General features: G+C 37.7%; 17 protein-coding genes. 5 read left to right on the top strand and 12 right to left on the bottom strand.

The features are described 5' to 3' along the window. Window positions 1-34: 34 nt before the first annotated feature. Complete coding sequence (locus HMPREF9456_RS06255; protein ID WP_006842642.1) at window positions 35-2,383, bottom strand: ATP-dependent helicase; 2,349 nt, start codon at window positions 2,381-2,383, stop codon at window positions 35-37. 202 nt (window positions 2,384-2,585) lie between these two features. Here HMPREF9456_RS06255 and HMPREF9456_RS06250 point away from each other — a divergent pair, with 202 nt between their 5' ends. Both HMPREF9456_RS06250 and HMPREF9456_RS06245 read left to right on the top strand, forming a co-directional pair. Beyond that, window positions 2,586-3,281: a PIG-L deacetylase family protein gene (locus HMPREF9456_RS06250; protein WP_006842641.1), complete on the top strand. Its 696-nt coding sequence runs from the start codon at window positions 2,586-2,588 to the stop codon at window positions 3,279-3,281. Continuing rightward, the gene (locus HMPREF9456_RS06245) at window positions 3,271-4,059 is read left to right on the top strand and encodes a glycosyltransferase family A protein (RefSeq protein ID WP_006842640.1); all 789 of its coding nucleotides are present in this window, start codon (window positions 3,271-3,273) and stop codon (window positions 4,057-4,059) included. The genes HMPREF9456_RS06250 and HMPREF9456_RS06245 overlap by 11 nt, the downstream gene beginning before the upstream one ends. A gap of 76 nt (window positions 4,060-4,135) precedes the next feature. Here the strand turns inward: HMPREF9456_RS06245 and HMPREF9456_RS06240 are convergent, their stop codons facing one another. After that, window positions 4,136-4,372, bottom strand: a complete 237-nt coding sequence (locus tag HMPREF9456_RS06240; RefSeq protein ID WP_006842639.1) for a YecH family metal-binding protein — start codon at window positions 4,370-4,372, stop codon at window positions 4,136-4,138. A gap of 162 nt (window positions 4,373-4,534) precedes the next feature. Here HMPREF9456_RS06240 and HMPREF9456_RS06235 point away from each other — a divergent pair, with 162 nt between their 5' ends. Beyond that, entirely contained in the window at window positions 4,535-6,871 is a 2,337-nt protein-coding gene (locus tag HMPREF9456_RS06235; RefSeq protein ID WP_006842638.1) for a glycoside hydrolase family 20 protein, read from the top strand. A gap of 73 nt (window positions 6,872-6,944) precedes the next feature. Here the strand turns inward: HMPREF9456_RS06235 and HMPREF9456_RS06230 are convergent, their stop codons facing one another. From HMPREF9456_RS06230 to proC, 10 genes are all read right to left on the bottom strand, one after another. Beyond that, window positions 6,945-7,472: a GNAT family N-acetyltransferase gene (locus tag HMPREF9456_RS06230; RefSeq protein ID WP_006842637.1), complete on the bottom strand. Its 528-nt coding sequence runs from the start codon at window positions 7,470-7,472 to the stop codon at window positions 6,945-6,947. A gap of 15 nt (window positions 7,473-7,487) precedes the next feature. Further along, complete coding sequence (locus tag HMPREF9456_RS06225; RefSeq protein ID WP_006842636.1) at window positions 7,488-8,183, bottom strand: cell division ATP-binding protein FtsE; 696 nt, start codon at window positions 8,181-8,183, stop codon at window positions 7,488-7,490. 61 nt (window positions 8,184-8,244) lie between these two features. Further along, complete coding sequence (gene hisIE / locus HMPREF9456_RS06220) at window positions 8,245-8,841, bottom strand: bifunctional phosphoribosyl-AMP cyclohydrolase/phosphoribosyl-ATP diphosphatase HisIE (protein WP_006842635.1); 597 nt, start codon at window positions 8,839-8,841, stop codon at window positions 8,245-8,247. Further along, on the bottom strand, window positions 8,838-9,590 hold the full coding sequence (gene hisF / locus HMPREF9456_RS06215; protein ID WP_006842634.1) for an imidazole glycerol phosphate synthase subunit HisF: 753 nt from the start codon (window positions 9,588-9,590) through the stop codon (window positions 8,838-8,840). The genes hisIE and hisF overlap by 4 nt, the downstream gene beginning before the upstream one ends. 14 nt (window positions 9,591-9,604) lie before the next feature. Further along, window positions 9,605-10,321, bottom strand: a complete 717-nt coding sequence (gene hisA / locus HMPREF9456_RS06210; protein ID WP_006842633.1) for a 1-(5-phosphoribosyl)-5-[(5-phosphoribosylamino)methylideneamino]imidazole-4-carboxamide isomerase — start codon at window positions 10,319-10,321, stop codon at window positions 9,605-9,607. Between the two features lie 5 nt (window positions 10,322-10,326). Beyond that, window positions 10,327-10,794, bottom strand: a complete 468-nt coding sequence (locus HMPREF9456_RS06205; protein ID WP_006842632.1) for a magnetosome magnetite crystal formation protein family — start codon at window positions 10,792-10,794, stop codon at window positions 10,327-10,329. A 77-nt stretch (window positions 10,795-10,871) separates the two neighbouring features. Beyond that, window positions 10,872-12,776, bottom strand: coding sequence for a RecQ family ATP-dependent DNA helicase (locus HMPREF9456_RS06200; RefSeq protein ID WP_006842631.1), 1,905 nt, complete (start codon window positions 12,774-12,776; stop codon window positions 10,872-10,874). A gap of 87 nt (window positions 12,777-12,863) precedes the next feature. After that, on the bottom strand, window positions 12,864-13,661 hold the full coding sequence (locus tag HMPREF9456_RS06195; RefSeq protein ID WP_006842630.1) for an MBL fold metallo-hydrolase: 798 nt from the start codon (window positions 13,659-13,661) through the stop codon (window positions 12,864-12,866). Between the two features lie 18 nt (window positions 13,662-13,679). Beyond that, window positions 13,680-15,407, bottom strand: a complete 1,728-nt coding sequence (gene recJ / locus HMPREF9456_RS06190) for a single-stranded-DNA-specific exonuclease RecJ (protein ID WP_006842629.1) — start codon at window positions 15,405-15,407, stop codon at window positions 13,680-13,682. 306 nt (window positions 15,408-15,713) lie between these two features. Next, entirely contained in the window at window positions 15,714-16,499 is a 786-nt protein-coding gene (proC, locus tag HMPREF9456_RS06185; protein ID WP_006842628.1) for a pyrroline-5-carboxylate reductase, read from the bottom strand. Between the two features lie 280 nt (window positions 16,500-16,779). Here proC and HMPREF9456_RS06180 point away from each other — a divergent pair, with 280 nt between their 5' ends. Both HMPREF9456_RS06180 and HMPREF9456_RS06175 read left to right on the top strand, forming a co-directional pair. Beyond that, complete coding sequence (locus HMPREF9456_RS06180) at window positions 16,780-18,231, top strand: amino acid permease (protein WP_006842627.1); 1,452 nt, start codon at window positions 16,780-16,782, stop codon at window positions 18,229-18,231. 161 nt (window positions 18,232-18,392) lie between these two features. Beyond that, window positions 18,393-19,844 carry an amino acid permease gene (locus tag HMPREF9456_RS06175; protein ID WP_006842626.1) on the top strand — a complete coding sequence of 484 codons (1,452 nt, stop codon included), beginning with the start codon at window positions 18,393-18,395 and terminating at the stop codon, window positions 19,842-19,844. Window positions 19,845-19,926 lie beyond the last annotated feature (82 nt).

Genomic DNA, 19,926 nt, shown 5'->3' with positions numbered 1-19,926 from the left:
AAGACAGATGCTTTTGAGCATCTGTCTTTTTCTTTTATCCGATTATTTCAATTCGGGCAAACTTTAATAACAATTGTTTTACTCCTGAATTTTCAAACTCTACGGTTGCCTTACGACTATCTACATCACCTGTTACTGCGGTCACTTTTCCGATGCCAAAACGTTCATGTTTGATAATAGCCCCTACACCGACCTCTCCTGCATTACTTCCTGCCGACGCTTTAGGCGTAGCTATTCTTGCATTTACAAATTTAGGTTGACCAAAGGTTTCAGTTTTCGGTTGCGATAGTGGAGTTGATTCTCTTTGGACAGGTCGTTCCAGATGAATAGTACGAGTATTGGATGAGTAGTCAAACAGCTCTTTGGTATATGTCTCAGGACGATTGAGAACACCAAAGCCTCCCGATCCGAGTACTCCGGCATTTACATTCAGATAATCCGTATCGATGTCTCTTAAGAAACGACTTGGATTACATGCATTAATCTGACCGTTACGAAATCGGCTTTTCGCATAAGTTATCATACAAAACTCCTTCGCTCGTGTTATTGCGACATAGAACAAACGTCGTTCTTCTTCAAGTCCTCTGAATTCATCCTTTGCCATAGCCGAAGGAAAAAGATCTTCTTCGAGCCCCACCACAAAGACATTATTAAACTCCAATCCTTTAGCTGCATGGATTGTCATCATGGTCACTTTCTCTTTATCAGCTTCCTTGTCGGTATCTTGATCACTGAGAAGAGATACCTCGGAAAGAAAGTCCATTAATCCGATTCCACCCAAACCTTCTTCCTGACGGCTTTCACAGTACTCATGAATACCTCCGAGCAATTCCTGTAAGTTCTCCTGACGACTCATACCTTCGGGAGTCTGATCTTGATATGCATCAGAAGCAATACCACTTTCTTTCACAATACGGGTAGCCAGTTCGTAAGCAGAGAGTTCTTGCAATTGGGCAATAAAACTTTCTATCAGTTCCTTGAATCCTGCCAGTTTCTTTGCAGTACCGGCATTAACATCCAAGTTAAAGCCCAAAGGATTACTGATTACCTCCCATAAGCTTACATTATGCAGGCGTGCTGCATCAGCTATCTTATTTAAGGTTGTATTGCCTATACCCCGGGTAGGGAAATTGACGATACGTCGAAAAGCTTCCTCATCGTACGGATTTACCACCATACGAAAATATCCTATTACATCTTTTATTTCTTTACGCTGATAGAAAGATAATCCGCCATAAATACGATAAGGTATATTCTTCTTTCTCAACGCTTCTTCAAAAATACGAGACTGAGCATTCGTGCGATACAAAATTACAAACTCACTGTATGGAGCATTCTTATCACGGCGCAAATCCCATATCTTATTAGAAACAATCACTCCTTCCTCAAAATCTGAGTAAGCACTCGTAACCTCGAGTCGGTCTCCTTCTTCATTTTCGGAATATATTGTTTTTTTTATTTGATCTTTATTTTGTTTTATGAGGCTATTTGCTGCATTTACAATATTCTGGGTAGAACGATAGTTTTGCTCCAGTTTAAATAGCTTGGCTTCCGGATATACCTCTTTAAACTTCAATATATTTTCAATATTGGCTCCGCGAAACGAATATATACTTTGAGCATCATCCCCTACTACACACACTCGATGATGAGCATCAGCAAGCTGCTTCACAACAAGATACTGAGCAAAATTTGTATCCTGATACTCATCTACTAGTATAAACTGATAACGCTCCTGATAGGCAGCTAACACATCCGGGTGGTCTCGAAACAAGCGGTTGGTATAAAACAACAGGTCATCAAAGTCCATTGTATTCGATGCTTTCAACCGATTGTTATACTCCCTATATATATCTTTTATCATCGCCATCTTTGCTCGCTGATCGTACTCTATAAGCTCTTTATTCTGAGCATACATCTGTGAAGATATCAGAGCATTTTTTGCATTCGATATGATCGATTGCACACGTGCCGGCTTGTATACTTTATCGTCGAGTTCAAATTGTTTTATTATGTTTTTTATAAGATTACGTGAATCGGCAGAATCGTAAATAGTGAAGTTAGCTGTAAATCCTATTCTTTCTGCCTCGGTACGTAAGATTCGTGAAAAAACAGAGTGAAACGTACCCATCCATAAGTAGCGGGCATATTGCCAGCCAATAAGCTGCGCTATACGTTCTTTCATTTCACGTGCAGCCTTATTGGTAAATGTTAGTGCCAATATACTTTGAGGATGGTAGCCTTGCTGCATCAGATAGGCTATTTTGTATGTCAACACACGAGTCTTGCCCGATCCTGCTCCGGCAATAATTAGAGAAGGTCCGCTATTATATTCTACAGCTTCGCGTTGTTGCTTATTTAATTGATCGAGTAAATTATCCATAAAAAATTTGAGATAGGATAACAAAGGTAATGCTTTTTCAGCGAACAATAATCAGCTTATCACCAACAGAAGTATATGTATTTTTCGTACCCTTCAAATTAATCTATATAAATATTATAAGGTTGAAAGAATATATCTACTAACTTTGTTTTGTCACAGTAAATAAATATTGAAAGTATTAATCATAAATCGAAATAGATAGATGTATGTATTTATATCTCCACATTTTGACGATGCCATAGGGTCGGCCGGAGGTGTTATAAACAGACTCGTTGAATCAGGAGAAGAATGTTGCATAATGACCATTATGACAGCGATACCATGGTATCATCCCAAATATGCATACTATGTATTACATAGACATTCAGAAAATAAGAGAGCAGCCAAGGCATTAAAATGCAGTGTAAAGAATGCCCCGTTTCTGGATGTTGTATACAGAAAGGGAATGAGAAAACAGATGAAGCAGGCGAAGAAAAAGTTGTTCACAGTAGAAGTTACAGAGTATGATTTAATTGAAAAAATCCGAGATTATATTCTGATGAATACAAAGTCTGATGATATATTGATTGCTCCGGCAGGACTGGGTAATCATATAGATCACCGCATCGTGAATATCGCAGTTCAAGATCTGGATAGACGTGTTTATTTCTACGAAGAATTCTATTATGATATTGAACAGACAGAATCGCCATTGACAGCCGATTATGCATACGTGTATTTAACAAAGAATGAAATTTCTGAAAAATTAGATGCAATGTTGATGTATAAGAAAACCCTACGAAAACTATTTCGCAGAAATTGGAAAGAGAGAACGGCCCACTATTATATGAAAGAACGTATACATGCAGGCAAGCCTTATGAACGGTTTAACGATATTACTTTTATAGATGGGAAATAAAAAAATAATAGGATCACTAACATCTTACCCGGCTAGGATAACGACTGTTCACCGTGTAATTGAAACTATTTTAAATCAATCGGTACCACTGGATAAAGTTATTTTGTATCTGGCCGATGAACAGTTTCCCGATCGTAAATTGCCACAAACATTAACTGATTTGGCAAAAAATGGAATATTTGAAGTCCGGTGGTGGGCAAGCGATATAAAATCATTTAAAAAATTGATTCCGGCATTAAAAGAGTTTCCGGATGATAATATTGTTACATTCGATGATGACATTTTGTATCCGCCCAATATAATTGAAAGATTGATAAAAAAACACCATAAGTACCCAGATGCTATTTGCGGATGCCGCATTCGGTTAATAACCACTAAAGATGGGGATGTTGGAGAATATAAAACATGGAAGCGATGTAAAAAATGGCGATTATTTTTATACGGAGGCAAACCCAAATTTAGGAATCTAGCGACAACAGGTGGTGGCACTTTATTTCCGCCGCATTCTTTACATCCTGACGTTTTTCGCGATGATATATTTATGAATCTTTGCCCAACAACTGATGACCTCTGGTTTTGTGCAATGGCAATTCTTAATGGTACAAAAACAGCTCCTGCAGGAAGCTCCGAGAGAATAACAGTCATAGAAGAGTCTCAGACTGAGGCTTTGATGTATGACAACACACAAGGGAAAAAACTCAATGACAAGAATATGAAAAATATCATGGATGCATATCCTGAAGTAAAAACTCGTCTGATAAACCCTAATAAAAAGTGACAAAAAACGACGGTAACAGCACCGTTTTTTTGTCACTTTTCTTTTCTATTGAATATGTTCTATCCTTTAGTTATTACTAATGACTACAAACTTTACTTACATCTACAGTAAATCCATTATCAGTTGAAGGCATGAATTTTCCTTTATTCTTAAGGAATACTATTAATTCATCAATATCCATATCTTCTGCTGAACAAGCATAAAACTTTTGATCTTTACCAAATTGTTCAATAATAGCCTCCTTTAAAGAAGACTCTGTGTAGTTATTTCCTTCCATCATATGAAGTACTTCATGAGCATGCAATTGTTCCATAATTATCTTATTCTTAGTTTTCCACACAAAGATAAGGGATAAACGCCCAGAACAAACGTAACATCTGTTACATAGATATTTCTCTTTACTTAAAAAATATTTTTATTTAGTTTTCTATTTTGTTGTATCTTTATAAGTTCAAATCTAAAATCAAAAAAGTTCATGAGAAAAACCCTTAAAACAATTTGTTATTTTTTACTCGTTACCGCTACATTAGCCGGATGCGAGAACAAAATTCCACTAAAGGCTAATTACGAAGTTATACCATTACCTCAAAGTATAACTTTGGCGGGAAATGAAAGTTTCGCATTAAATAGTAATACTCAGATTAGTTATTCGAAAGGCGATGAGATACAAAAGCAAACAGCCGAATTTCTGTCCGAGTACCTCAAATTGAGTACAGGTTTGAGCATAAAAGTAACAGATAAAAAAGTATCTGAAAACTCGATTATACTCAAAGCTGATTATCAGGGAGAGAAGCCTGAATCATACAGTCTTATTGTAAACAGTAAACAGATAATCATCAACGGGAAAGACAATGCCGGAACATTTTACGGTGTACAAACATTAAGAAAATCGATCCCCGAAGATGCATCAAAAAGTACAATTATCTTTCCGGCTGTAGAAATAAAGGATTATCCACGTTTCGAATACCGAGGGATGATGCTTGACGTAGGTCGTCATATGTTTCCTGTAGAGTTTATAAAAAAATATATAGATATTTTAGCTCTGCACAACATGAATCGTTTTCACTGGCACCTTACTGATGATCAGGGATGGAGAATAGAGATAAAAAAATATCCCGAGCTCACCAAGGTAGGGTCTCTACGTGCTCAGACTGTTATCGGAAGAAACTCTGCTAAGTATGATGGAAAACCTTATGGTGGTTATTATACACAGGAGCAAATAAAAGAGATAGTAGCCTATGCCCAAAAACGTTTTATAACCATCGTTCCAGAAATAGATCTTCCGGGACATATGTTGGCTGCATTATCTGCTTATCCTAATCTTGGTTGTACAGGAGGCCCATATAAGGTGGGTGAATCTTGGGGTGTATTTGACGATGTGCTATGCGCAGGTAATGAAGAGATATACACTTTCCTCGAGGATGCATATTCTGAACTTATAGAGCTATTCCCATCTAAACTTATACATGTAGGTGGCGATGAATGTCCTAAAGTACGATGGAAGGAATGTCCTAAATGTCAGGCTAAAATTAAAGAATTAGGACTTAAAGGAGATGCAAAGCATACGAAAGAAGACATGCTACAAAGCTACGTAATATCTCGTATGGAGAAATTCTTGAATAGTAAAGGACGTGAAATCATTGGTTGGGACGAAATACTCGAAGGAGGATTAGCCCCTAATGCTAAAGTTATGTCGTGGAGAGGCATGGAAGGCGGCGTGTCTGCTGCTAAAATGAAACACGAAGCAGTGATGACCCCTACATCTCATTTATATTTCGATTATTATCAGACAGATGATACAACCGGAGAACCTCTTGCTTTCGGCGGATTTGTTTCTGTTAAGAAAGTATATAGCTTCGAACCTGTTCCTAGTGAACTTACAGCGGAAGAAAGCAAATATATAATAGGTACTCAGGCTAACTTATGGACAGAGTATGTAGTGGACTCTAAACAGGCAGAATATATGGTATTGCCTCGAGCTGCGGCATTAAGCGAAGTGCAATGGACAATGCCGGAAAAGAAAAACTATGAATTCTTCCTGCCTCGCCTTGGCAAATTGATGGATTTATATAAAAAGTTGGATTACAACTTTGCAACGCATGTAGTAGACATTAGTTCCGAAATTATTCAAGATGCTACTAAAGGTGTAGTAAATGTAAAACTTTTCACCTATGATAATGCTCCCATATACTATACATTAGATGGTAGTACACCATCGACCAAGAGTATAAAATATGAGCACCCTATAGAGATTAGTTCGACAGCAACAATAAAGGCTATAGCATTCAGAGACAAAGAACAGAGTAAAGAATACACCGAATCTTTTGAGTTCAATAAGGCCACATTCAAAAACATCAAACTGGAGAATGCCCCTCACAAAAATTATACTTACAACGGAGCAATCACGTTGGTAAATGGAAAAAGAGGCGGTACCTCTCATGCGAATGGAGAATGGCTCGGCTTTTATAATACAGACTTTGTTGCAACTATCGACATGAAAGAATCTACAGAAATGTCAGAGGTTGCTACCGGAACATTTGTTAGTCCGGGATCGTGGATTTTTGGAGCAACAGAGTATATTGTATCTCTTTCTGAAGATGGAGAATCTTTCAAACAAGTATTCGAAGAAAAATATCCAATTGTAGATAAAGAGAACCCGAGTGACAGAGTTCAAGATTTAGTTGCTAAATTCCCAACACAGAAAGCTCGCTATGTAAAAATAACAGCAAAAGTTACCAAGTCAATCCCTGAATGGCATGTAGGGAAAGGAAGTCCCTCATTCGTATTTGTTGACGAGATAATCATTGAATAAGAAAATATAATGATAAACAAAGGAGCTGCTTAGTTAGGCAGCTCCTTTGCTTTTTATATAGAATATATTTGTTTCAACAGTTATACACAATACTATATATTTTACTGCGAATATCTACCAAGTTACGCTCAATATCAACATCTCCGAAAGACATTAGTTTCATCGGAATGGCATTCCCATCATTATGATAAGCCGGTTGTTGGTACTGTACATTCTCCCACAATCTGAATCCTAAGCGCTGATAAAAACCGATACGGCGTTCGGATAATATAGTTGCAGGAAGCTCTACTTCAAGAATTATAGGCCTAGACGTTTGCATAAACAATTCCATTACTTTACGTCCGTAACCTCCATTTCGGAAGTCGGGTGAAATAGCAAAGTGTTCTGCAAAAATAAATTTATCTAAGTCCCAATATGTGAGAAAACCAACTAATTTACCATCTTCTATCGTTACAGATATAACAAATGGACTCTTGCCCTTATGCAAATCGAGCATTTTCTCGAAAGGACGTCGTTCACTAAGAGGAAAAGATTCGATATAAAGATTTTCTATAAACGAAACCTCCGCATGATTTGATATATCTAATTCCTTAATCTCCATTTTCTTATTTTTTTATTAATTCCCTTGGCTAGTTTTTACTTCTTTCAAGTAACCGTCCTCGCATTTTACGATGCGCCCGGGATATTTTTGTACAACGGCATAATTATGTGTCGACATCACTACAGCCGTACCATTTCCTGCTATGGTATGGAGTAATTGCACAATCTGCCCCCCCATCTCAGGATCTAAGTTTCCGGTTGGTTCGTCAGCCAATATAACCTCCGGTGAGTTGAGTAGAGCACGAGCAATAACAATTCTTTGCTGTTCTCCACCCGAAAGTTCATGGGGCATCTTATAGCCTTTATTTTGCATACCAACCTGAGTCAGTACTTCATTAATCCGTAGACTTATTAAATCTTTGTTTTTCCATCCGGTAGCCCGCAATACAAATTCAAGATTCTTTTCTGCCGACCGGTCGATCAATAATTGAAAATCCTGAAAAACAATACCTACTTTTCTTCTCAAGTAAGGGATTTGTTTCTTTTTGATATTTTCCAACTCATAGTCCAAAACTTTTCCTGTACCTCTAACTAAAGGTATCTCATGATACATACTTTTGAGAAGAGTACTTTTTCCTGAACCAACCTTGCCGATCAGATACACAAAATCTCCTTCTCTGATAGTCAGATTAATATCACTTAATATTGTATTGCCGGCTCGCTCGAGATCAACACCTTCGTATTTTACAATTATATCTTTTTCTGTATCCATAATTACTCTATTTCAACAGTTAAACAATTAGCAGACACTATTTGCTCACAGTCTAAGTCTTTTATTTCTTATGCCTCTTTTGAAGCTCTCTAGCTAAATCTTCGATACTCAATCCTTTGGATGTAAGCAAAACAATCAAGTGATAAAGCATATCGGCAGATTCATAAATCAGACGATCATCAGTACCATTACATGCTTCTATTACAGATTCTAAAGCCTCTTCTCCCACTTTCTGAGCCATGCGGTTTATTCCTGATTGAAAAAGAGATGTGGTATATGAGCCTTCAGGCATTTCTTTGTAACGTTTCTCTATAAAATGCTGTAAATATTTAAAGAAAAGAATATCTTCTTTATTATCCTCCTCAAAGCAGGTATCAGCCCCCGTATGGCACACAGGGCCAATAGGATTCACCTTAATGAGTAGCGTATCATGATCGCAATCGTCTTTTATACTAATCACATGAAGAAAGTTACCACTCTCCTCCCCTTTTGTCCACAGACGCTGTTTCGTACGGCTAAAGAATGTAACCTTTCCTGTCTCCTGAGTTTTATTCAGAGCCTCTTCGTTCATGTAACCCAGCATTAGAACTTTGTTTGTTACATTATCTTGTATAATTGCAGGGATAAGTCCGCCCACTTTATCGAAATCAAGTTTCATCTTACATTTATATTTTCTTTTTTCAAATACTCTTTCAAATCTTTTATCGCAATCTCCCCAAAGTGAAAAACACTGGCTGCAAGTGCTGCATCTGCTTTACCTTCGACAAAGACATCCCGAAAATGTTGCATATTTCCTGCACCTCCGGATGCTATGATGGGAATATTTAATGTTTCGGATAACATGCGTAAAGCTTCATTCGCATAGCCGGTCTTCACACCATCATGATCCATACTAGTGAATAGGATCTCTCCTGCTCCTAAACTTTCAACTTCCTTTGCCCACGAAAACAGCTCTTTATCTGTCTTGTTGCGTCCACCACTCGTATAGCAAGACCACAGTCCATCTTTGAGACTGGCATCTATCGCACACACACACACCTGAGAACCAAAGTTTTTGGCGATCTCTTCTATTATTTTCGGATTTCTGATAGCCGTCGAATTTACCGAAATCTTATCAGCTCCCGCATTCAAAAGTCTGTCCACGTCAGAAAGCTCATTGATACCGCCTCCTATAGTAAATGGGATATTAATATTTGCAGCAATACGCTTTACAAGGTCTATAAAAGTTTTACGCTCTTCGTGCGACGCTGTGATATCAAGAAAAACCAATTCATCGGCTCCTTGCTCACTATAACGTACTCCCAATTCGACCGGATCTCCGGCTTCTCTAAGATTTACAAAGTTCGTCCCTTTTACTGTTTTCCCATCTTTTACATCAAGACAAGGTATAATTCTTTTTGCTAACATTTATTCTTTTTATTTTATCTCCTACTCAGTTCTTTTAGTGTAACTCTATTCTCATAAATAGCCTTTCCTAAAATAACAGCAGGCACTCCCGATTTTTCTAAATCAAGGATATCCTGAAAACAACTTACACCACCACTAGCAATGAGATACAAATTCGAAAAAACATTTAATATATCCTTATACAAATCAATTGATGGCCCCTGTAACATACCATCTTTGCTTATATCGGTACAAACAACTTTCGATATACCTTTTTGGTTATAATCGCCGATAAAAGGAATTACCTCAACTGAGGTTGCTTCCTGCCAACCTGACACGGCAATCTTATGATCTTTACAATCGGCACCAAGGATAATCTTGCCTGCCCCATATTTGGTTATCCAAGAAGTAAAAAGCTCCTTATTTCGGATAGCAATGCTGCCTCCGGTAACCATTGATGCACCCGAATTAAAAGCAATTTCAATATCCTCATCACTTTGCACACCTCCTCCAAAATCAATGATAAGGGATGTGTTGGATGCAATTTTCTCCAATACTGATTGATTGACTATATGTTTTGCTTTAGCTCCATCAAGGTCTACCAAATGTAAACGCCGAATACCGGCACCTTCAAACATTTTGGCAACCTCCAAGGGATCTTCATTATATACTTTTTTGGCTTCATAGTCTCCTTGCGAAAGTCGTACACACTTCCCATCAATGAGATCTATAGCCGGAATTATTTCTATCATTTATATCAGGTAAAAAACGGTATACTTAGAGGATATTTCCAATACTCTCCATTATTGGCTTTTACAGCAGCAATAATAATGAACACAATCTCAATTATTCCTAAAGCGATAAGCATAGGTATACCAATAAGAACGAGACAGAGTATGATTGATATAACTATATAGATAAGCATACTCAACATAAAGTTGGCGATATTCTTGCCATGCCTGCTTACAGCCTCACTTTTATCTGCATTAACGAGCCACATCACAATTGGTATAACAAAACCCAGTCCGGCAATAATGAATCCGGCAAACTGAGAAAGGTGCATCAACATCAAGTATGTATTTTCTTCCATACCGAGTGAATTTTTCGTTTGGCCACTAAAAGAGGAATTCAGGATCTTATCCTTTTCCCTTTGATATTCTTCTTCTGATATGGCTCCTTTCGATCTTAGATCTTCCAATATTCTCAAATCCTCATATTTATCCATAACAAAATGACGTTTTTTTTAAAGTAAAACGATAATCCTGTAAAGATAATATAAAGTTGTAAGTTATAAGATAAGTGTTAGGCGTTTATTACACGTACTTTACCTGATATCATTTTCAATTCACCACGATCAACTAAAAAGCGAATGGTATCCAAGATGTCTTTTTGATTATATTCAGACAAAGAAGATATAATATGATCGACAGACAATAAATCACTCTTTATCAAACCTTTTACAGCCTGAGCTATTTCGTTAAACGTCTTATTATTTAGCCCCGAACCATTCTTAGCCAAGCATATATCACACTGCCCGCAATCATTTATTTTCTTTTCACCAAAATAAGAGAGTAAGATCCGGCTTCGACATATTTCATTTTGTTCTGCATAATGACTAATCGCCTCTATGCGTTTCTCGAAGCGAAATCGACGATCTTCGTTCACTATTCTGGGAATATTAAGATACTTAACATCTATACGAGGCTGGGTATAAGCAATCAGTGGAGTTTTTTTATGAGGTATAAAATCAATAATATTTCTTTTATCTAACACTTTGAGCATTTCATAAACTGCATTCCGCGACTTATCCATCCTTAAAGCTATTTCAGCCTCATTTATAGTTGCATAATTAGTAAAAAGTCCTGTATAAAGTCGCAATATTGTGTTTACTAATTCATCATATTCCTTATCAAAATTATAATGGTATAAATCGTCCCGATACACAGCAAACATGAGCCTAGAACGATTATCTACTTCATCTGTATATTCAATATAACCGGCAAGATCAAGAATTTTTAAAGCATTATGCACAGGTAATATCGGCAACTTATACACCGAACAGAATTGATGGATATTAAAATCATAAATCATACCTGTTCCATAACCTTCTGCTATTTGAAAAAAATAAGCTAAAGATTGATACACGTGAAAGATAAACTCCCTTTCAGGAAATTCGTCTCTTATACGTTTTTTGAGTTTAGCACTATCATTTCTATCGTACAGTATAACCGCATAAGACTTTTCTCCATCACGTCCTCCACGTCCCGCTTCCTGAAAATATTCTTCTATAGAGTTAGGTAGATCGGTATGCACAACCAAACGAACATCGGGCTTATCAATCCCCATTCCAAAGGCATTTGTACAAACTATTATTCTGCTCTCATTATTTTTCCATGCATTTTGCTTGCGTATTTTATCTGAAGCATTCAATCCTGCATGATAAAAATCGGATGAAAAACCATTTTTAATTAAAACATCAGATATCTCTTTCGTTCGCTGCCTGCTACGGACATATACAATGGTAGACCCTCTTATTTTTTCGAGAATTCGAACTAGCTCTTCTTGTTTTCCCTCTGTGCTACGAACGATATATGCCAAATTCTTACGCTCGAAACTTTTTCGGAAGACATTTTTTTCCTTAAAGTGAAGCTGCTCCTGAATATCATCGATCACATCAGCGGTTGCAGTCGCAGTAAGAGCCAATATCGGCACTTCGGGTATATGCTGACGTACCTCTACTATCCGCAGATAAGACGGGCGGAAATCATACCCCCATTGAGAGATACAATGCGATTCATCGACTACAAGTAAGCAGACATTCATATGTTGAAGCTTACTAAGAAAAAGTTGCGTGGCAAGCCTTTCAGGTGATACATATAGAAACTTATAATCACCAAACACAGCATTCTCGAGTGTAGTAATAATCTCCTGGCGAGTCATTCCCGAATATACAGCCAAGGCTTTGATTCCTCTTTCACGAAGATTATCCACCTGGTCTTTCATCAATGCAATGAGCGGGGTAACAACAATACAAATACCCTCCATAGCCATTGCCGGCACCTGAAAAGTTAGAGATTTTCCTCCTCCTGTGGGCATAAGCCCCAATGTATCTTTCCCTTGGCTAACGGAATGGATAATATCTTCCTGTAATGGACGAAACTCATCGTAACCCCAATATTGCTTTAATATTTTGTGATATATATCCATTCTAAAAACCTATTAATAAATATGCCAACATCCCAATTTGATTATAATATTGGCATATTGGCACATTAAATTCAGTTTATTCCTATATTAGTTTTTCATTGGACGAATCTCTAATTTTATATTAGTACCATCCAAGGCTTTGCCTATTTTTCCCTGATCAAATTCTGACATGTGATAAGGGTAAAGAACTTTCGGTTGCACTTTTTTAGCAGCATCAATAAACATATCGTCATTCATTGTATAAGGAAGGTTTTTGGGTAAGAAAGCGATATCTATCGTACCTTTCAACTTATCCATTTCAGGGATATTTTCGGTATCTCCTGCTACATATACTCTTTTATCTCCGAATGCTATAATGTATCCGTTTCCTCTGCCTTTTGGATGATAGGCTTCTCCATCCGGCTTTTTATTGACGATGTTATATGCAGGCACAGCATCTATATGAAGATTAGCCCAGTGCACATGATCACCATTATTGATTACATCACCGTATTTAAGGATTTCATTACATACCTTAGATACAATAAAATGTGTATCTGCTTTTTTCACGGCAGCAATAGCTGCACTATCGAGGTGATCTCCGTGCTCGTGAGTGAGCAGTATCAAATCGGCCTTAGGCAACTTGGAATAGTCTGCCACTTTTGAGTACGGATCTATATGAATTATTTTCCCTGCAAACTCGAACATAAGTGAGGCATGACCAACCAGAGTCACTTTCAAAGGCCCTGCACTGGTTTCGTATACATCCGCTTTAATATATTCGGGTTGAGTATCCATGCTTAATGAATCGGTTGACGCTACAGCTGAATTTGCTGTAGATTTATTACCACAAGAAACGAATAAAACTGTAGTTAATACGAATATTGATAATAATGATTTCCTCATAAGCTTATAATTTTGAAGTTAGCAAAATTGTCCGGTATCAATATCTTTCACATAAAGCTGAATATTAGTCTTGCCATTATGCGTATTTTCTTCCAATGTATAACATATATCAAAAGGCTTACCACTTTTAACCTTATCTGAACTATCCTGTTGCCTGAAAGCAATCCCATTAACAGGTGTCGACAGCGTATCGTCTATCATTTCAAGCTTGAGATGAACATTATCTTTTCCTACCAATTTACTTGTACCATAATCCATTACATTGCATGTCACAAATATAGGATTCAGGTTTTCAGGACCAAAAGGAGCAAAAGCAGCCAAATCTTCGGTAAACTTCTGATTTATTTCTTTGAACGAGAGTTCGGCATCAACACGTATCTGAGGTCTCATCATCTCGGGAGCTATCATCTCGAGAGAAAGAGCTTCGAAACGGCTCTTGAATTCCTTTAAATTTTCTTCTTTCAATGATAATCCTGCAGCATAGGTATGGCCTCCAAAGTTTTCTAAAATATCTTTGCAGGCTTCAATTGCCTTATAAACATCAAACCCCATTACCGAACGGGCTGAGCCGGTAATTAACCCTTGAGACTTGGTAAGAACAACAGCCGGTCGTAAATATTTTTCGGTCAAACGTGAAGCGACAATCCCGATAACACCCTTATGCCATGTTTCGTTGTAGATAACGATACTTTTCTTCTCTTTCATATCTACATTTTCATCGATAAACTGTATTGCTTCTTCAGTAATTCGTTTATCGAGCTCGCGGCGATCATCATTATAATGGTCTATATTCATACTTTTTTCACGAGCATCTTCTATCGTGCTCGACAAAAGTAAATCTACAGCTTCTTTTCCTTTCATCATACGTCCCGAAGCATTGATGCGTGGTCCGATCTTGAAAATTATATCATTGACTGTAATATTCTTATATGTTAAGCCGCAAATATCTATTATACCTTTCAACCCTAAACTGGGATTAGAGTTTATCTGTTTCAATCCAAAATAGGTAAGCACCCTATTTTCTCCTGTAATAGGTACAATATCGGATGCCACACTTACTGCTACAAGATCAAGCAAATCCGTAATTTCAGAAAAATCGATTTTATTACTCTGAGCCAATGCCTGTACAAGTTTGAAACCAACACCGCATCCCGAAAGATGTTCGTAAGGATACGTAGAGTCTAAGCGTTTGGCATCTATTACCGCTACTGCATCGGGCAGGACATCATCGGGCATGTGGTGATCACCAATGATAAAATCGATCCCCTTGCTTTTAGCATAGTCTATTTTCTCATTTGCCTTTATACCGCAGTCGAGCGCAATGATCAACTTAACACCTGTTTCCTCTGCATAGTCTATACCTTGTTCGGATATCCCATAACCTTCATCGTAACGGTCGGGAATATAATAATCCAGATTGGTAGTAAACTTCCGAAGGAACTTATAAACAAGAGCAACCGCAGTTGTTCCATCTACATCGTAATCTCCGTATATAAGTATACGTTGTTTTTGTCCCAATGCCTTTTCTATTCTCTTTATAGCCTTATCCATATCAGGCAACAAGAAGGGGTCATGCAAGTCTCTCAAACTAGGATGAAAAAACTTACGGGCCTCTTCGGCAGAAGATATCCCTCTCTGAATCAAGAGCTGGCAAAGAACAGGGCTTATGCCTAATTTCTTAGCAAGCTCATCTCTCTGCTCTTTTTGCTGGGTTGTTAGGGCTTCGTAATTCCATTTGTAAATCATTATATATAGTTTTTCTTTCTTCTGTCTCAAGAGAGATAGGCTAGCATTTTTTTGTTAAATATGACAACAATATGCCCTTTTACCAATCTCTTAGTACGGCTATTTATATCGAAAAGTAGCCTAGTACGAATTCGTAAAGATAATATATATAAGTGAAATCAGTATCGCCGATTTTACTTTTTATTTTTTATTATGATAGAATAATCTATGCGTAAAACACAAATACAATCAGGCTATCGAGTGATTTATATGTATAAAAAAAGTCTTACTATTTTGAGTAAGACTCTATATCATCCGGAGTATATATCACTTTACATTACTTGCTTTCAATCCTTTGATAACCGATGATGTAAACCCTGCATGCTCCATTTCATTAAGCCCCTTTATTGTTATACCTCCGGCTGTGGTTACCTTATCAATCTCAGCTTCAGGATGGGAGCCATTTGCCTCAAGCAACGTCACCGCGCCCAACAATGTTTGCATTACTATTTCTTTAGCCTGATTTGGATACAAACCCATTTCTACGCCACCTTCCATCGCCGCTCTAATATAACGAAACGCGTAGGCTATACCGCACGATGCTAAGGATGTTGCTGCAGGCAATAGCTTTTCATCGATTAATTCTGTTTTTCCTAATTCATTAAATATATCTACAATCTGAGCTATATCTTCTTTTTGAGCATTCAGAGTAGAGACAAAAGTCATACTTTGTTTTTCGGCAATCGCTGTATTTGGCATTACCCGAAAGATGCTTTTCCCGACTACCGACCAACTCGCTAACTGCTCCAATGAAATACCGGAAGCAACAGACACCAATACCTGAGTTGGATTTTTCAATCTATCTTTGTTTTGTAACAATACTTCCTCTATAAGCCATGGTTTAACTGCAACAATTACAATATCGGCTGTATCTAATGAATCGTACTCACTTGCGACTACATTTAAGCGTTCTGCCGAGTCTTTCATCCGAGTTGCGGAAGCCGAAGTCTTCGTAATGACCGTTATGTCCTCAGGTTTAAAGAGTAAGCCGGTAGACAATCCCCGAGCAATAGCTCCACCCATGTTTCCTCCGCCTATAATCGATATTTTCATATACTTATTTATTATAGTGTTTCTTTATATAGTCTTTATAATCTTCTTTCTAGTTATATATCTCACTTATGAAAATTATAGAACAAGTCAACCTTTATCAAGATTCTTTAGTGATGATTAATTCCTAAATCAACATTTACTATTTTAGTGTTCTACTTTTCTTGTTCGATGTATGTCACTAGAACGTAAAATTATCAAAAAATATTTCTTTTTTATCTAAAAAACCTCGATTAACAAGATAATTATTTCATTTTCCTTACTTTTGCACAAAATCTAAATTATGCTCGATAGATTATTCAAGAAAAAAGACATTTCAGTTATACTTGGAGAGCCTTCAGAAAACAAAGAAGGGCTTAGAAGAAGTCTGACTGCCACCAACCTTATAACCTTAGGAATCGGAGCCATTGTAGGCACAGGGATTTTTGTTATTACCGGTCAGGCAGCTTCAATGTATGCGGGTCCGGCTCTAACTATTTCTTTTGTTATATCAGCACTGGGATGTGTTATGGCTGGTTTATGCTATGCTGAGTTTGCCGCAATGATACCGGTATCAGGAGGAGTGTATTCCTACAGCTATACTACAATGGGCGAAGTATTAGCTTGGTTTGTAGGTTGGATTTTAGTTCTTGAATATCTTTTTGCATGCTCCAGCGTTGCTGTGGGATGGTCTGGTTACATGCTCAGCTTATTAAATGAATGGGGAATACATTTTCCCGAGCAAATAGCAGGAGCCACTTTCGATCACCTGAAAGACGGAAGTTGGGTGTGGACAGGGAAAATTATCAATTTTCCTGCAGTATTTATCGTAGCCATAGTTTCCGCATTTCTTATAGGAGGCATAAAGCAATCAGCTCTTGTCAACAATGTCATTGTAGTTATAAAAGTCGGTGTTATTCTATTATTCATAGGTTTTGGTTTATCATATATCGACACAAGCAACTGGGTGCCATATATCCCTGAAAATACAGGAGGGTATGGAAACTTCGGATGGACAGGAATCCTTCGTGGGGCTGCTGTTGTTTTTTATGCATATTTAGGTTTCGATGCCCTGTCTACTGCTGCGGGAGAGGCCCGTAATCCTCAAAAAGATATGCCAAAAGGTATCCTCATATCATTACTTATCTGTGCTGTTCTTTATATTGGTGTAACAACAGTATTGACAGGAATAGTAAATTATAAAGACCTCAACGTAGATGCGCCCATCGCATTAGCAATCGACCGTGCAGGTGAAGGTTTGGCATGGCTGAGTCCCTTTATTAAGCTTGGAGCTATTGCCGGACTTAGTTCCGTAATCTTAGTTATGATGTTAGGACAATCACGAATATATTATGCTATTTCAAAAGATGGATTATTGCCAAGTATCTTCTCCAAAGTAAGTCCTAAACATGGCGTTCCTCATAATGCAACCATATTCGCCAGTATTGTAACAGGGTTAATAGCGGGTCTATTTCCATTGCATGTACTCAGCGAATTGGTATCAATCGGTACGTTAATGGCATTCACTATAGTTTGTATATCAATTGTCATACTACGTAAAACTCAGCCAGACCTAAAGCGTCCATTCAAAACACCACTTGTACCATTTGTTCCACTCTTAGGTGCTGCTATATGTATAATACAAATGGTATCTCTACCTTGGAGTACATGGGAAAGAATGATCGGTTGGACTATTCTTGGTTTCATTATATATTTCACTTATGGCATTAAGCATAGTAAGCTGAATAATAAGTAAGGCATTGTGCAGAAGGGGTGATTCGCACAATCACTCTTAGCATCAATCCACGCCTTTAAGAAATTTAATTTTAATATTTAAAATCATTTTGACACACAACTAAGACAAAATATTTCAAAAAGTTATTATTTTTGTCAACACGCATAAAATATAACAACTTAATGAAAGAACAACTACTCCGCAAGAAGGATATTGCATCCATACTCAAAGATTCCCTCCAAGAAAAGGGTGGATTGAAAAGGACCTTATCGGTCAGGCATTTAATCGCCTTAGGCATAGGAGCGATCATAGGTACCGGGATATTCGTTCTTACGGGAACTGCCGCTGCAAATTATGCAGGCCCAGCCCTGACAATTTCTTTCATCATTTCTGCATTAGGATGCGCAATGGCCGGACTTTGTTATGCGGAGTTTGCATCGATGATTCCCGTAGCAGGAAGCGCCTATTCTTACAGCTACTCTACATTAGGAGAATTCTTCGCATGGTTTATAGGCTGGGATCTAATACTCGAGTATCTGTTCACTGCCGGAACTGTAGCTGTTGGGTGGTCGGGCTATTTTGTGAGTTTCCTCGACGACTTCGGATTGCATATACCAATGAATATGCGCCTAGCTCCATTCGATCACACCTCCGCCGGAGGTTGGGTCACAACCGGTAGCATTATAAATTTCCCGGCAATGTTTGTTGTCGCAGTCATGTCTGTACTGTTGATTCGGGGAATAAGCCAGTCTGCTACGTTAAATAACATTGTAGTTGTCGTTAAAGTTGTTGTTATACTCTTATTTATAGGGTTCGGACTATCATTTATAGACACCACCAACTGGACACCTTACATTCCTCAAAATACAGGAGAATTTGGTCATTATGGTTGGAGCGGAATATTTCGAGGTGCAGGAGTTATCTTCTTTGCTTACATCGGATTTGATGCTGTATCAACTACTGCACAAGAAGCCAAGAATCCCCAAAAAGATATGCCCAAAGGAATCCTCCTATCATTACTTATATGCACCATCTTATACATAGCGGTAACGATTGTGTTAACAGGAATAGTAAATTACAAAGAATTGAGCGTCCCTGCTCCCATCGCTCTGGCTATAGATAATGCAGGAGAAGGGCTTATGTGGCTGCGTATGCCAATCAAAATAGGTGCCATAGCAGGATTAAGCTCTGTTGTTTTGGTTATGATGCTTGCCCAATCACGTATATTCTATACTATATCCAGAGATGGGTTACTACCTAAATTCTTTTCGAAAGTACATCCTAAATATAGTACACCTCACAATTCAACGATTGTAACCTGTATTGCTGTTGGTCTTATAGCAGGGCTTCTACCGATAAATGTACTCGGGGAGCTTGTGTCTATTGGAACATTAATGGCTTTCACGCTGGTATGTATATCAATAATAATCCTACGCAAAACACGTCCGGATGTTGAGCGTCCGTTCAAAACACCTCTTGTTCCTTTTATTCCTATATTAGGCGTTTTGATATGTCTGTCACAGATGCTTGCCCTACCTTTCGATACTTGGCTCAGACTTATAATATGGATGGTTATAGGTTTTGTTATTTATTTCACCTACGGAATTAAGCATAGTAAACTCAACAAGAAATAATATAAAAGAGGTTGTACCAAAAGTAAAATACTTTATCGTTATCCGCCTTGTCATTCTTAGTGTAATGGAGAATCTCGGCTAT

The sequence above is a fragment of the Dysgonomonas mossii DSM 22836 genome, assembly GCF_000213575.1.
Lineage (GTDB): Bacteria > Bacteroidota > Bacteroidia > Bacteroidales > Dysgonomonadaceae > Dysgonomonas > Dysgonomonas mossii.
Note: the sequence above shows the minus strand (reverse complement) of the source record. Positions and strands in the feature narration are given on the sequence as shown.

Coding starts and splice junctions, on each gene's coding strand:
- HMPREF9456_RS06255 (WP_006842642.1), bottom strand. CDS start 2,383: ATGGATAATTTACTCGATCAATTAAATAAGCAACAACGCGAAGCTGTA.
- HMPREF9456_RS06250 (WP_006842641.1), top strand. CDS start 2,586: ATGTATGTATTTATATCTCCACATTTTGACGATGCCATAGGGTCGGCC.
- HMPREF9456_RS06245 (WP_006842640.1), top strand. CDS start 3,271: ATGGGAAATAAAAAAATAATAGGATCACTAACATCTTACCCGGCTAGG.
- HMPREF9456_RS06240 (WP_006842639.1), bottom strand. CDS start 4,372: ATGGAACAATTGCATGCTCATGAAGTACTTCATATGATGGAAGGAAAT.
- HMPREF9456_RS06235 (WP_006842638.1), top strand. CDS start 4,535: ATGAGAAAAACCCTTAAAACAATTTGTTATTTTTTACTCGTTACCGCT.
- HMPREF9456_RS06230 (WP_006842637.1), bottom strand. CDS start 7,472: ATGGAGATTAAGGAATTAGATATATCAAATCATGCGGAGGTTTCGTTT.
- HMPREF9456_RS06225 (WP_006842636.1), bottom strand. CDS start 8,183: ATGGATACAGAAAAAGATATAATTGTAAAATACGAAGGTGTTGATCTC.
- hisIE (WP_006842635.1), bottom strand. CDS start 8,841: ATGAAACTTGATTTCGATAAAGTGGGCGGACTTATCCCTGCAATTATA.
- hisF (WP_006842634.1), bottom strand. CDS start 9,590: ATGTTAGCAAAAAGAATTATACCTTGTCTTGATGTAAAAGATGGGAAA.
- hisA (WP_006842633.1), bottom strand. CDS start 10,321: ATGATAGAAATAATTCCGGCTATAGATCTCATTGATGGGAAGTGTGTA.
- HMPREF9456_RS06205 (WP_006842632.1), bottom strand. CDS start 10,794: ATGGATAAATATGAGGATTTGAGAATATTGGAAGATCTAAGATCGAAA.
- HMPREF9456_RS06200 (WP_006842631.1), bottom strand. CDS start 12,776: ATGGATATATATCACAAAATATTAAAGCAATATTGGGGTTACGATGAG.
- HMPREF9456_RS06195 (WP_006842630.1), bottom strand. CDS start 13,661: ATGAGGAAATCATTATTATCAATATTCGTATTAACTACAGTTTTATTC.
- recJ (WP_006842629.1), bottom strand. CDS start 15,407: ATGATTTACAAATGGAATTACGAAGCCCTAACAACCCAGCAAAAAGAG.
- proC (WP_006842628.1), bottom strand. CDS start 16,499: ATGAAAATATCGATTATAGGCGGAGGAAACATGGGTGGAGCTATTGCT.
- HMPREF9456_RS06180 (WP_006842627.1), top strand. CDS start 16,780: ATGCTCGATAGATTATTCAAGAAAAAAGACATTTCAGTTATACTTGGA.
- HMPREF9456_RS06175 (WP_006842626.1), top strand. CDS start 18,393: ATGAAAGAACAACTACTCCGCAAGAAGGATATTGCATCCATACTCAAA.